We start from the raw sequence: 14,095 nt of genomic DNA on the forward strand, positions 1-14,095 counted from the left end.
GTTTATACCCCTTTTCCAAATCCACAGTTTGGGAATGTACAGATTGGACAAGACAAACATAATCCTCCTTGCCCTAATGCCGCAAGTTCCTCTTCTGTAACTTTATCATCTGCCATAATTCTTGGAAGAATTAAATCAAAGATTGTTTTCTTAGAATACATCACACATCCTGGAAGTCCAAGGATTGGTATAGTGTTTTTATAATATGCCAATAAGAACATAGCGCCCGGTAGAACTGGGGCACCGTAGGATATTATCTTAGCACCAGTATTCTTAATTGCCAGAGGAGTTTTATCATCAGGGTCTACACTCATTCCCCCTGTACAAAGAATAAGATCAACTCCTTCTTCAATCATACTCAAACAATTCATGGTTATCTTCTCATGGTTGTCATCTAAGGTAACATGTTTTATAATCTCTACATCATATTCCGCCAGTTTTTCCTCTAAAACAGGGGTGAATGTGTCTTCTATTCTTCCATAATACACTTCATTGCCAGTGGTAATAATTCCAACCTTTTTATGAGAAAAAGGCAATACATTTAGAATAGGTTCTTCTCCACATAATCTCTTTGCTGCTTCCATCTTCTCTTTTTCAATTACTAAAGGAATAATTCTAGTTCCAGCTAATTTATCTCCTTTTTGTACTGGAAAATTACCATGTCTTGTGGCAATCATCATCTGCCCTAACCTATTGATTTGTTTTAATTTTTCATTATCTATTTTAAGAAGTCCGTCACATGAGGCAATTAACTCAATTTTACCTTCCTTAACATCGGATCTCTCTATATGATTTCCTCGACAAATAGAACATAATATCTCTGCTGCTTCATTTTCATGAAGCATTCCCTCTTTGTTTTCCCATATATAAAGATGATCCTTTCCAACACTTAATAATACAGGAATATCTTCCCTAGTAACGATATGACCCTTTCGAAATACAGTATCCTTTGTAACACCGCGAATAATCTGGGTAATATCATGGCATAGAACATGTCCCACTGCATCTTCTGTTTTTATTAATTTCATAACCTTTTCTCCAATCAATTAATAATAAAATCTTCTATAAGAATATCCATGGTTCCTCCGCAGACCATACCTTCACTTTCAGCAACTTCTCCTGTTAAATCTTGATGTACCACTTGATATTTTCCTGTTCCTATAATTTGAATTGCTATGTTTATGATGTCTTTTTCCGCGCATCCTCCACCAATACTTCCATATACTTTTCCATATGAATTAACAACCATCTTAGCACCTACACTTCTTGGAGTAGACCCTTTTGTACTCATTACAGTTACAATAGCTGCTGGTTCTTTTAATGAAGCTAAATATGTGATAACATCAGAATCTAAGTCAGAGTTAACAACATCCTTTTTCATATTTCTATTACTTCTTCGAATATTGCTTCCTCGTTTATATGAAATTAATTCTGCTAAAATTGAGATAGCAATCTCATCTGGAAGAACTGCTCCAATATCCAGTCCAATAGGTGAACAAATTTCACCTATTTTATCTCTATCGTATCCCTCTTCTTCTAAAATCTGAAAAAGGCCTTTTACTCTTCTTTTTGATCCTATCATCCCTAGATAAAATGGTTGAGCATGCCCCAATACATATCTCAAACAATCTGCATCATAACGATGTCCTCTGGTTATAACGGTAATATAATCTGTATCCTTTATAGATAACTTTCTTAATGCAGGCTTAAAGCCCTCACAAATTACTTCACTAGCCCATGGAAATCGCAGATGATTTGCAAATTCTGGCCTATCATCTATCACAGTTACATGAAAGCCTGCCTTAGATGCAAATTCACATAAAGGCAGTGCAACATGACCGCCTCCAAGTATAATCAGTCTATCCTTTAAAGCAATGGGTTCATAAAAAGATATACTTTTATCTTCTTTAAGAGCAACAGGTTTTATGATAGATTCTCCTGTTATCTCATCTAATATAAGCTTTTTTGATAGGTCATCATGAATTCTGCCTTCTTGTCCTGAAAAGGTTGTCACAATATTTACTCTTTGTCCCTTTTGTAAAGCCTCTTGAACTTGTACATAGATGTTTTTATTCATCTCTGATTACTCCTTATCATATTTTGTTCTAAAAATATTTCATTTTCATAGTAAAATATCGAATTGTTTTTTAATACAACTCGCTTTTAAAAAAAAATTTGTTTTATTATTTTATTACGTTTTTTCTAAAATATCTTCCATAAAATATTCTCTGAACTTTTCATCAACAATTTCATTAATCTCTTTCTCAAAGCACTCATAGTGTTCTAAAAGTTTTGATCCTTTCTCTGTTAAAGTAGTGTATCCTCCGCCTATACCGCCTTGTTGTCTATTTACTACCTTAAACCCTAACTCCTTCTCCATGTTTTTTATCATATTCCAACTTTTACTGTAAGATAGATTTAGGTTCTGACAGGCATACCGTACCGAGCCAGTATATTGAATCTGTTTCATTAAACTAGCAGAACTGGAATCAAAAAATGGTGTTTCTTTCGCCAACCTTATTTTTATCTGTGCTCTAAAAAGCTGATTGGTGTGAGATTTTAATGTCTCTTCATAATCTTCTTTGGTATCCGTATCCATTAAAACACCTTTATCATCTACTTGGATTAGTGTCTTATTATAACCACAATTTTTAATGGCTTTTCTAAGACCACCCTTTCCCTTGTAAGATAAAATGTTATCTAAAACTTTACAATTCAATAGAATTGGATGACCATTCCTTCCTTGGAAAACAGGTACTGCAACCATGGCATCTGACTGTAATAATACTCTTACAGTTTCAACAGTAAATAGAGGAATATCCGCTGGAGTAAAAATAATCTTTTCACATTTGTCTTTTAAATGCTCTAATCCAATTTTGGCTGATTCGAACATGTCAGTTTGAGCATAATCTTCATTTCTTAAAAAGATTATTCCCATATGACGAAGTTTATTTTCCAGTTGTTCGGCATTATTACCGGTAATAACCACAATATAATCTACACCAGCTGCTTCCGTGGTATGGATAATCCGCTCAATCATTGTAATAGAACCTACTGGCATCATGGGCTTAAATTCACCCATTCTAGAAGACATACCTGCTGCTACAATTATTGCTCCCTTCATAATACCCTCTCATTCTAATGCACAGAGAACTTCTGCCCTGTGACCATTCTTATTAATATGAATTAAGACCATCTATAAATGCAATTTACCGTGAATGTCTACAACTAATAGCTTATTTTAATAGGATTTTGAATTATTTTGTGGAGCTAAGCTATTGTTGTAAGCTTCAACTCAATCATTCATCCATACTTCCTAATCATGTAGAAAGTATGTCTACATGATATCAACTATTATAGACACATAATACTCCTTTGTCAGAACATTGTAAATACTCTATTTAATAATTATTTTCAACCCAAATTTATCATTTATTTCCAAACTAACCCACACTCTTTTTGATACACCGCTTAAAATCAATCTTTTTTATATCACTATTTTCCATAGCTACACCCTCAAATATTTCAATTCGCAATGCAAAATTCACAATTAAGATTGAAATTATTTTTTACAAATTAATTTCTTAAACTAATTTTTACTAGCAATGTATTGCTAGTTTTCCACCTCTGGGGAACAGTAGTGAAGCCCTTTAGGGTTCCCCTGAGGTGCAGTATAGCTCGGAACAATACTAATAAATTTAACTAATACTATAGAGAGGCTACATTTGCTGATGTTTTATTGTAGATGCGAACAGTGTTCGCCAGTTCTTTTTAATACGTCTTATAGTTTAATATTTATTCAATAATATATGGCGAACACCGTTCGCCGCTACGGTTAATCAATTCTAAATTTCTCAGTTATTACTGAGAAATATCCAAAATTGTGAATTGTGAACTGTGAATTTTGAATTTAATAGTTTTAACGGAATACCATAAGTGTTAATTATTTTTAGAGATAGATTAAATTTAGGAGTAGTACATCTATAATAGGTGTAATATTAAATTAAGATGGCATAGAGCCACCTTAATTTAATTCCCTTACATCCTCTGAAATAAACAACGAAGATTTTCATGCATTTTCTATAAAACTTTATTTAATCCTATTTTTCTTCCGCTATAGCAGATATATTTAATTTGTCATATAGATCCTTATTTGCTTTAGCAAAATCTAATGACATATGTCTGGCCTGCTCTAAAATGCCCTTTGCTTCGTCTATTTTATCATGTTCCATAAGGGTTGCTGCACAGTCATGGTAAGGATCCATATAGTTATGATCCGTAAGTTTCACAGCATTTTTAAGATAATTTATGCCATTTTCAACTTCCCCCAATTTGCATAATGTTAGGCCTAACCCTTTATTTGCATATATATCATTGTGATTTATTTTAAGAATTTTTTCATTTATCTCCTTAGCTATAGTATAATTCTTTAGCATAAAATTTACGTAGGCATAAAGATTTAAAAGCTTTATATTCTCCTTTTCTAAATGAGCTGCTCTTTCTAATAAAAGTTCAGATAATTGAAATTGTCCAATTTCTGCTAATTTTTCTGCATTTTCAAATAGATTATCTATATCATTTATAGCTTTTATTTCTTCTCTTTTTCTATCCATGGCTATGTAATATGAACAATATCTATTTTCTTTGTATATACTATTCTCCATACATAATCTTGTATTAGAGCATCCACCAAGGCATATATCCCCATAATTACATTTACTACAAAATCCATCTATTTTTTCTTTTGTAATTTCTCTATTCCATTTAAAAGTTTCAGAATTTGTCCATATATCCTTTAGAGAAGTCTTTCTTATATTTCCTTCAATAAATTCTTTATTTCTTATAGAAGTGCATCCCACTATATCCCCATTACATAAAATACCTAAGCTATGCTTTCCAGCTCCGCAGCCTTGCCATATGTAATCATTATTAGAAGAAGTCTTTCTTACTTCCATTTCTTTTGTATTATAATATCCTATGCAATCCGCAAAGTGTATTTTTATTTTATTATCATTTAAATTTTTATATCCAAAATCGATTATTGTATCAATTCCCTCGTTATCTAAAACTAATTCACAGTTTTCTTTTAAATTTCCCATTGGCATACCAATTTGAAGCTGCCATGTAGTTACTCCGCTTTCTATGAATACATTTTTCATATCTTCTAACTGATTTATATTCTTTTTATTTACTGTAGTTATTACTGCAGAGTACATGCCTTTATCTTTCATAAGCTTAAGAGCTTTTATAGATCTTTGAAAGGAATCAGCCTTTCTCATAAAATCATGAGTTTCTTCCAAACCATCTATACTTATAGCAATAGTATTTATTCCTGCTTCAATAGCCTTATCAATAATTTCTTCATTTATAAGCCATCCATTGGTTATCATAGTTGGAATAATACCATTATCCCTAAGTACCTTTGCTATAATATGCCAATCATCTCTTGTGGTAGGTTCTCCTCCAGATAGAGTTATATGTTTAAAACCTAATGTTCCAAGTTCTTCACATAAACTTAAAGCTTCCTTCGTCGTTAGTTCGTCACTTTGTGGGCTTTCACATATTGATCCACAATGTTTACAACGCATATTGCATCCCATCGTTATTTCCCATACACCAGTTATTGGCTTATATTTCATAACCATCCTCCCTCTTAAGCATGTTATTATTTATTGTCTATTATATAAAAGATTTAGAATTAAGATATTGGGAATGACTTAAGCCATTCCCAATATTGCTTATGATATTTCCTAAATTTCTACTGGTGGAATTCCATATAGAGGTTCTGGTTTAGAATTATCCCCCATTGTGTTAAGTGATTGTGTAACTTCATCTGTAGATATAAACTCCTCAAGACCTTTAGTTAATTCTTTGATATCCACATAAATGCCCCCTTTCTATATTTATTTTACATTAATACTAAATAATATATTTAATGTAAATATATTATTTAACTGTATATTATTGTATAATGTATAGATAGAAAAGACAAGCTTTTGCACAAGATTTAACAATTATATTGATGGAACTTTAGAACTAGCTATTAAGAAGGAGTGGTAAGTATGGAAAAAGCAACTTATGATAAAGAAAATAGAGAATCTTTTGCCCTATGTATGTCAGCATTATGCAAACATTTTGGTACTAAAATCTCTGTGTCTAAAATTAACAGCATTATAAATTATAAAGAAGAAGATTTAAATATTACGAATTTAGAAGATAAACTAGGATTTTCCATTAAACAGCTTAAAGGAAATAATATTGAAGATATATTATCTTATTGTCCTATACCTGCAATAGCATATATAAATGAAAATGAAATCAATCATTACATAGTCATAAAGAAAATAAATAATGATAAAATAATAGCATATATTCCCAAAAAGGTGTTACAAGCTTTTCTTTTGCTGAATTTATGGATATATGGAATGGTATTATGTTTATAATCATCCCTAAAATACAGTTAGATTCAGAAAAGAAAGGGCTATTTAAGAAATTTTCTGCCATCCTAAGATATCAAAAAAAGTTTATTATAAAAATATTTTTTAGTTCATTACTCATAACAATTTTTGGTGTAATAGGAGCATTTTATTTTAAGTTTCTTATTGATAAAATAATTCCTAATAATTCTAAGGATTTATTAACTAAATTTTCTCTTTTATTTATTTTGCTTTTCACCTTTAAAACTTTATTTGAATTATTTAGAACTCAGCTTCTGTTATATCTTGGACAAAATATAGATATAGGGCTTATGCTCGGCTATTATGAACACGTTGTTGACTTACCTATGAACTTCTTTGATAGAAGAGAAGTTGGAGATATAATATCAAGATTTAATGATTCAGGAAAAATAAGGGATGCTATATGTAATGTAGCTTTAGCAATTATGATAGATGTTCTTATGGCAATTATAGGTGGAACTATGCTTTATCGCCAAAATGCTATATTATTTTTAGTAACCATTATTCCCATTGTTTTTTATGGCATAATAGTATACTTTTTAGAAAACCTTTAGAAGATATAAATAGAAAAACTATGGAAAGTGGATCAAATCTTACTTCATATTTAATATCATCACTAAACGGAATAGATACTATCAAAGCTTTTAATACGGAAAATGAAACAAAGCTTAAAGCGGAAAAGAAATTTTTAAATTTGGCAAGAAATGCTCTAAAAAGAGGATGGACTACCAACCTACAAAGTTCTTTAAAAGCCTATATTAAAGTTATATTTAACGTAGTGATCTTTTGGATTGGTGGAATAGAAGTAATAAGGGGAAATTTAACTTTAGGTGAGCTCCTAACCTTTAACGCTCTACTTGTATATTTTTTAAACCCAATAGAAAGCATAATAAACCTGCAGCCATCTATTCAAACAGCAATAGTTGCGGCAGAAAGAGTTGAAAATATATTAAATATTGAGAAAGAAAAGATAAAGTATAAAGGTTCTTTAAAACCTTCTTTAAAAGGAAATATTAGATTTGAAAATCTTTCCTTTCAGTACAATTCAGATAGCCCTGTGTTAAATAATATTAATATTGATATAAAATCTGGTGAAAGAATTGCCTTTGTAGGTGAAAGTGGTTCAGGCAAAACCACTTTAACAAAGCTTTTAATGAATTTTTACTCCATAGAAAAAGGAAATATATTTATAAATAATATTAATATAGATGACATAGATCTTGATTATTTAAGAAAAAAATTGGATATGTTTCTCAAACCCTGTTTTTCTTCAATGGAACTATAAAAGAAAATCTACGTATGGGAGATTTTTTTATAAAAGATTACGAAATAATTGAAGTTTGTAAAAAAGTTCATATAGATGACTTCATAAGTTCTCTTCCTAATAAATATGATACTATCATAGATGAAAATGGAACTAATTTATCAGGAGGTCAAAAGCAAAGGCTTTCTATAGCAAGAGCTTTATTAAAAAATCCAGATATATTTCTACTAGATGAGGCCACTAGCAATCTGGATTCTATAACTGAAAAAATTGTTGAAGAAACTATATTGGAGTATGCAATGAATAAAACTACCATAATTGTAGCTCATAAATTGAAGTTTATAACTTCCTGTGATGTTATTTATGTTATAAAGAATGGGAAAGTAATAGAAAAAGGGTCTCATCAAAAACTTATAGAGGAAAGTGGAGAATATTATAAGCTCTGGCATAAACAATTGAATGATTAAAATATATGCTTTGAAGTATTTTCAAGTGTAATTGAAAATACTTCAAATGCAGGAATCTATTTTATAATTTTCTTTTAACATTACTTATAATAAATCCACTTTTCGGCAATGTGGGTATTCTTACCAGACTATAGCCTAAATCTTGCTCTGAGGCTTCAAACTCAATTTTGTTAACAAGGAAATCTAAGCTTCCTCTCATAATTTCTATGGTAATACCCTCACCTGGACAACGGTGTGTCTTAGAAGGGTCACCTCCACCTTGAGGGATAAAATCAAATAAACTTCCTTTCCACTCTTTAAACCGCTCCGGATTAAATTCATCAGGTTTTTCCCATATACGTGAATCATGGTTAGTACCGTACATATCAAGTATCACGAGCATTTCTTTTTTAAATTCGTATTCATTTAATATAAAATCCTTTCGCACTCTTGCACCAATAAAAGGACCGAAAGGATAGTACCTGCGGACTTCTTGCACAAACATTTCAAGATAGTTGTTGTCACCAGAACGCAACTTTTTTTTACATTCTGGATGCTCATATAAAGCTAAGGCTGCAAAGGTAATAAAAGTTGAAATAGCAACAATAGGTCGTAATACATTAATAAGTTCTATAGCCGCCATTTGAGTATCCATCTGACTACCATCAAGCTCCTTATGAAAAGCCATAGCGTATAATGCTGAACATTCTTCAGCTTCCAATCTACCAGAGCGAACATCTTCAATAATCCCCTCTATCCACTTTTCAGCTCTATATCTTGCCATTTTTCCTTTCCAGTACCGCGGTCCAATCGCCCCTAAGGCATCAACCATTGAACTAAAGTCCTCTGCCCGATTCTTTATTTCTGATTCATGTAGTGGAACTCCTGCCCACTGACATGCTACCTGGCATAAAATTTCTTTTGCTTCATCAAAAAGCACAATCTCCTTGCTAACCTGCCATTTACTTATAGTAGCTTCCCATTTCTTCATTACAAGTTCAGCTAATTTCTCTTGATGTGGTTGGGTCATAAGTGACATAAAAAGATTCTTTCGATGAATGTGTGTTTGTCCATCCATAGTCTGGATTGCATTCTCTCCAAACAGTGTTTTTTGTATCCGTTTAGGTGCTGCACCGCTTCGCTGAAACCGTTCTTGGTCATAAAATAACTCTGCTGCTTGCTTACCGGTCATGCAAATTACCTTTTGTCCTAATAAGCGAGTTTCAAACATGTCAGACTGATACTTATCAACTCTATTTTTGATAAACAAATATCCTTCCTGCAACAAAGCGTGAGTGTTGTCAATACTTTTATCCTGTGCGATATAGTCCTTAATTAACATACACTTATCTTCTCCTTTTTACTATAATTGTAAAATCAGCATATACTTTAAGTATTGAAATATAACTTTTTAGATATAAAAATAAATACCATTCTTATGTCTTATTCATGAACATTAAAAAACCACCACTTACAAATAAGTAAATATATTACACATTTAAATTGCTCCAACTCTATTTTGAAGACTTCTTTCTTATATATTCTTTTACATGAAATCTATTATGTGTAAAAAAAGTATTTCTATACAAATGAGCTTAATGAATCTACATAGTTAAAAACAATATTTCATGTTATAACAAAAGTTATTAATAGTATGGAATAGCCAAATAGTAATATATAGAGATACAATGCGAAAATTTAATATATACCCTGGAAAACAAATTTTCTATAAAAACAGCTTAAATCCTTAGAAATTAAGGATTTATAATGAAGAATGAAGAATTCAGGAAAAAACTCACTAAAGGTGAATTTCTTAAAATAAAATTTATTTTTAAAAAACTCTAAAGGCTTTGGCCGTGGAGTTTTAACCATAATTCTTCATCTTTCATTCTTAATTTTTCATTCGTAGAAAAGATTTTTTGTTGTGGAAATTAAAATCATGCATAAGTTAAATCTTCATTAAGGAACCCTATAGAGTTCATGTCATTAAGTTTAAGTAAAACTTCTTATCTTGCAAATAAAGCAAAGAATAAATTATGACATTATATTTAAGTTGTGGCACTACAGATATCTTTAAGAAGAATTTAAAGACCTCCCTTAGTCATTATAATAACTAAAAGAGGTCTTCTAATTTTTATTTTAGCAGGCTATTACTTCTTTAATAAAAAATTCTCTTCCACTTAATATTTCCCAGTGAATACTCCCGCAGTTTGGACATTTTTTATGGTTTTGAATAAGGTTAAAAACCTTGTTGCAATCTTTGCAAAGAGCATTGCCCGGTAATATCTCGATTTCTAATTTTGTGTCTTCTAATATTGTACCATCAACTGCCGCAGGATAACATTGCTCTATATACATAGGAATCATTGATGAAAGCTCCCCAATTTGCAGTACCAATGTATCAATTTTAGCTAATTGATTTTCTTTTGCAATTTTCTCTACTACCCTAACAACCTCAATCACGACACCTAATTCATGCAAATTAATCACCTATCCTTTACAATGGTAAAAGCCTTATACTTAAGAACTTATAAATAAATTCTTAACCTTTTTAACTGCAATTTTTCCTTTACGTTTAAGAAGTTGTTTAACAACTACCGGTTTCATATCTTCATAGGCTACACCTTCACCATCATATTTTCTAACAAGTGAAATAGCATCAAACTTGCATTTAGTTGTACATTGACCACATCCTACACAGAGGAATTCATCTACAACAGTAGCACCACAGCCAAGGCATCGCTCTGTTTCCTTTTTCATCTGCTCTTCTGTAAAAGTACCACGTAAATCCTTGAAGGTTTTTTTAGATTTATTTTCATCCTCATGACTTGCTTGCTGTCTTGGAATAGTATCGTATCCATCAAATATAGCCTCTGATTTATCTAATGAATGATACTCTTTTCTGTCACGACCGATAATTAAGCTCTGTCCTGAATTAACATAACGATGTATTGAAATAGCACCTTCTTTACCTAAAGCAATAGCATCGATAGCAAATCTAGGACCTGTAAATACATCTCCTCCAGCAAATATATCTGGCTCTCCTGTCTGTAATGTAACAGAATCAGCTTTGATTGTCTTATTAGGATTTAATTCAATTTTGCTGTCTGTAATCAAGTTACCCCATTCCATTGCCTGGCCTACTGAAAGCAATACATGATCTGCATCAACGATTATTGTATGATTTTCGTCATACTGTGGATTGAACTTTCTATTTTTATCGAAAACAGAAATACATTTTTTAAATTCTACACCAATAACACGTCCATTTTCTGTAATAATAGACTTTGGACCCCAGGAATTATTTATTGTAATATCTTCAGATAAAGCTTCGTCAATCTCTTCTTCAAGAGCTGGCATTTCTTCACGGCTTTCAAGGCAAAACATATCTACTTTTGAAGCATCAACTCTTACAGCGGTTCTTGCAACGTCTATAGCAACATTACCTCCCCCGATTACAACTACATTTCCTTCAAGTTTGGAGCTGTCACCTAAATTTACATTCCTTAAGAAATCAATGCCTGTAATAACTCCTTGTGCATCTTCACCTTCAATCCCAAGTTTTCTTCCTGCCTGAGCACCGATTGCAAGATAAAAGGCTTCATATCCTTGACTTCTTAAGTCATTAATAGTTACATCTTTACCAACTTCAACACCTGTTTTAAACTCAACATCTAATTCTCTTAAAATATCAATTTCAGCATTAATTACATCTTTTTCTAGTCTAAAAGACGGAATTCCAAGTGTTAACATTCCACCAAGTTCATTTTGTTTTTCAAATACTGTTACCTTATAACCATCAATAGCTAAGTAATAAGCACAAGAAAGGCCGGATGGACCTGCACCGATAACACCAATTTTTTTGCCATATTCATGTCTTCGTTTAGGTACATAGCGACGTTCCATATTTAGATCTTGCTCTGCAATGAATTTTTTGATGTCATCAATAGCAATAGGTTCATCAATATCTCCTCTGGTACAAGCAGATTCACATTTCCTTGGGCAAATACGTCCGCATACTGCTGGAAATGGATTTTCATACTTGATAAGCTCAAGGGCTTCTGTATATTTTCCCTGAGATGCTAACTTAATATAACCCTGAATTGCAATATGAGCAGGACATTCTGTTTTACAAGGACTCGTACCAGTATCAACTACATTTTTTCTATTAATACGATAATCTGTATTCCATTTCTCCGGACCCCACTCTGTATCACGTGGAGTTTCTTTTCTTGTTATTGCTTCAGTAACCGCTGTTTTAGAACACAGCTTTTGACCCAATTGTAATGCATTAACTGGACAATTCTGTACACATTCTCCACAGGCAACACATTTATCTTTATCTACATGTGAAACATAGTTTGAACGTACCATGTCAGCATTTATAAACATCTCAGCAGTTCTCAAGGAAAGACAGGAACATCCGCAGCAATTGCAAATTGCATGAGTTTTTCCTGAACCATCTAAATTTGGTATCTGATGCATCAAACCGTTCTCTTCCGCTCTTTTAATAATTTCAAAAGCTTCTTCACGGTTAATCTGACGACCTCTGCCTGTACGGATATAGTATTCAGCAGCATGCCCCATCTGAATACACATATCTTCTTTTAAATGACCGCATCCTTCTCCCATAACTTCCCTCGCTGTACGACAAGAACAATCTGAAACCGTAAAGATATCGTTTTCATTAAGGTATTTAGAAACTTCCTCATAAGATGCTCTTCTAGTTTCACCTTCAATAGCTCTTTCTATAGGAATAACACGCATAAGCCCTACCCCTACAGGAAAATTACCTGTGGTTTTTGGTCCTCTTACTCTTCCGTATGCCTCAAAAGCTTCTGCAATTTGAGGATATTTTGCAACATTTTCCTTGTTATTGACCATCATTTCCATAATACCTGGAACCCAAGTGTCATACCAAAAATGATCTACTCCATCAATTTCATTGACAAAACAAACACCTGCAACTGCCAAATCAAATAATAATTTAGCGGTTTTCTCTAAAGATTTACCGCACAGTGGAGCAAGCTCTTTTGCAGTTGTCTTTTTACGTATCTTCATACAAAGTGCCACTTCAGCCATCTCTTCTGTAACAACAGGTTCAAGGATCATATATTCTGGATCTGTTGGTTTAATTTCATTTTTTGAGCCTCGTTTTTTGTTGCTAATATGATTGGCAAGATCAAGTACTTTTTCTTTAACCATAAGTTTTACCCTCCAATAGAGATTATGATAATGCTAATTTTCATTCCACTTTTTCACTTCAGCACGTAGCCAATCTACCCATCCATCAATTCCTTTGCCTGTTTTTGCAGAAATTTCAAAAATTTTAATATTTGGATTTAATTTTTTTGCTCTTTCCTTACATGCTTCTAAATCAAAATCGAAGTATTCCAATACATCTATTTTGTTTATCAAAAGAACATCAACAATGGAAAACATTAGTGGATATTTCAGCGGTTTATCATCACCCTCAGGTATACTTAAAATCATGGCATTTTTTGATGCACCGGTATCAAATTCCGCAGGGCATACCAAATTTCCCACATTTTCTAAAATAGCAAAATCTATATTTTCAGTCCCTAAGCCAATTAATCCTTGCTTTGTCATATCTGCGTCAAGATGACACATACCACCTGTATGAAGTTGAATTACTTTTACACCAGTTTCGGAAATAGTGTGAGCATCAACATCTGAATCAATATCTGCTTCCATAACTCCGATATTCATTTCATTCTTTAAAGCATTAATTGTTCTTGTAAGTGTTGAGGTTTTACCAGAACCTGGTGATGACATTAAATTAAGTAGAAAAGTTTTCTCCTTTTTCAAATCTTCTCTAAGCAACTTCGCTTGGCAATCATTGTCTTCAAAAATACTTTGTTTAATCTCAAGAACTCTAAAATTATCCATAATTTTAACCCCCAAAT

10 protein-coding genes and 1 pseudogene are annotated in these 14,095 nt (G+C 32.1%); 2 read left to right on the forward strand and 9 right to left on the reverse strand.

The window, feature by feature from the left end; genetic code table 11:
* Positions 1-2: 2 nt before the first annotated feature.
* From ACWPW7_RS19810 to ACWPW7_RS19830, 5 genes are all read right to left on the reverse strand, one after another.
* Positions 3-1,028 (reverse strand): molybdopterin-binding protein, encoded by a 1,026-nt coding sequence (locus ACWPW7_RS19810; protein ID WP_454054931.1) that lies wholly within the window; start codon positions 1,026-1,028, stop codon positions 3-5.
* Positions 1,029-1,042: 14 nt separating this feature from the next.
* The gene (locus tag ACWPW7_RS19815) at positions 1,043-2,077 is read right to left on the reverse strand and encodes an XdhC family protein (protein WP_454054932.1); all 1,035 of its coding nucleotides are present in this window, start codon (positions 2,075-2,077) and stop codon (positions 1,043-1,045) included.
* Between the two features lie 114 nt (positions 2,078-2,191).
* Positions 2,192-3,124, reverse strand: a complete 933-nt coding sequence (locus ACWPW7_RS19820; RefSeq protein ID WP_454054933.1) for an NTP transferase domain-containing protein — start codon at positions 3,122-3,124, stop codon at positions 2,192-2,194.
* Between the two features lie 976 nt (positions 3,125-4,100).
* Entirely contained in the window at positions 4,101-5,639 is a 1,539-nt protein-coding gene (locus ACWPW7_RS19825; protein WP_454054934.1) for a radical SAM protein, read from the reverse strand.
* A 111-nt stretch (positions 5,640-5,750) separates the two neighbouring features.
* Positions 5,751-5,882: a hypothetical protein gene (locus ACWPW7_RS19830; RefSeq protein ID WP_454054935.1), complete on the reverse strand. Its 132-nt coding sequence runs from the start codon at positions 5,880-5,882 to the stop codon at positions 5,751-5,753.
* A 180-nt stretch (positions 5,883-6,062) separates the two neighbouring features.
* Between ACWPW7_RS19830 and ACWPW7_RS19835 the strand changes: the two genes are divergently transcribed.
* Both ACWPW7_RS19835 and ACWPW7_RS19840 read left to right on the forward strand, forming a co-directional pair.
* Positions 6,063-6,443: a cysteine peptidase family C39 domain-containing protein gene (locus ACWPW7_RS19835; RefSeq protein WP_454054936.1), complete on the forward strand. Its 381-nt coding sequence runs from the start codon at positions 6,063-6,065 to the stop codon at positions 6,441-6,443.
* Positions 6,434-8,189 (forward strand): annotated as a pseudogene (locus tag ACWPW7_RS19840) (peptidase domain-containing ABC transporter). The gene ACWPW7_RS19835 and the pseudogene ACWPW7_RS19840 overlap by 10 nt, the downstream one beginning before the upstream one ends.
* A 61-nt stretch (positions 8,190-8,250) precedes the next feature.
* Here ACWPW7_RS19840 and ACWPW7_RS19845 read toward each other — a convergent pair.
* From ACWPW7_RS19845 to hypB, 4 genes are all read right to left on the reverse strand, one after another.
* Entirely contained in the window at positions 8,251-9,510 is a 1,260-nt protein-coding gene (locus ACWPW7_RS19845) for a cytochrome P450 (protein ID WP_454054937.1), read from the reverse strand.
* 797 nt (positions 9,511-10,307) lie between these two features.
* Positions 10,308-10,649 (reverse strand): hydrogenase maturation nickel metallochaperone HypA/HybF, encoded by a 342-nt coding sequence (locus ACWPW7_RS19850; RefSeq protein WP_454054938.1) that lies wholly within the window; start codon positions 10,647-10,649, stop codon positions 10,308-10,310.
* Positions 10,650-10,688: 39 nt separating this feature from the next.
* Positions 10,689-13,373: an FAD-dependent oxidoreductase gene (locus ACWPW7_RS19855; protein ID WP_454054939.1), complete on the reverse strand. Its 2,685-nt coding sequence runs from the start codon at positions 13,371-13,373 to the stop codon at positions 10,689-10,691.
* Between the two features lie 33 nt (positions 13,374-13,406).
* A complete protein-coding gene (hypB, locus tag ACWPW7_RS19860) occupies positions 13,407-14,078 on the reverse strand; it encodes a hydrogenase nickel incorporation protein HypB (RefSeq protein WP_454054940.1) in 672 nt (223 codons plus the stop codon).
* Positions 14,079-14,095: the final 17 nt, after the last annotated feature.

Source organism: Clostridium sp. Marseille-Q7071 (genome assembly GCF_965112025.1).